This is a genomic window from Megasphaera sp. MJR8396C (genome assembly GCF_001546855.1).
GTDB lineage: Bacteria > Bacillota > Negativicutes > Veillonellales > Megasphaeraceae > Megasphaera.
In genome coordinates this window covers 31,467-32,023 of sequence record NZ_KQ958189.1, presented here as the reverse complement: position 1 = coordinate 32,023, position 557 = coordinate 31,467, and the positions used below count along the sequence as shown (strand labels likewise).

The 557-nt window shown below is 47.0% G+C and carries 1 pseudogene; it reads left to right on the top strand.

What is annotated here, in order from left to right:
* A pseudogene (locus HMPREF3201_RS12005) lies at positions 1-557 on the top strand (RNA-guided endonuclease TnpB family protein); the annotation flags it as partial.

The following is a 557-nucleotide window of genomic DNA, read 5'->3' as shown; positions in this document are numbered from 1 at the left end:
TGGCTTAAAGTCGCAGCTTGCACAGTCGTCTATCAAGACTACTATTGCTCGCTATAAGACTGTCAAGCAGCAGCTATTCCAAAAGCCTTTCAAATACAAGAACGAAGATGGCAACTGGAAATACATCACGAAGACGCTCGAATGGCTTTGGAAGCCCATCTTCTTCAAGCGCCCGCAAGCGGATTTGGTTCGTAACCGTGATTACAGCTTCGTGGATAACGGCCAAAGCCTGTCTATCAACACCCTTGGCAAACGAACCCGGTGTACCTTTGAAAGCAAGCCATTTTCGAAGTATCTGGATGGCTCATGGAATCTTGGCACGGCAAAGTTAGTTGAACTCAAAGGCCGGTGGTATCTGCATATTCCCGTCACCAAAGCTGTCGAAGATTTCCAGAAGGAGAACATCCATCATGTTGTCGGTATTGACCGTGGTTTACGATTCCTGACGGTCAGTTACGATGAACAAGGTAAAACCGAATTTGTTTCCGGGCGAAAGATTGCGGCCAAACGGCATAAGTTCCTCAAAATCAGACAGCAGCTCCAATCCAAAGGCACAA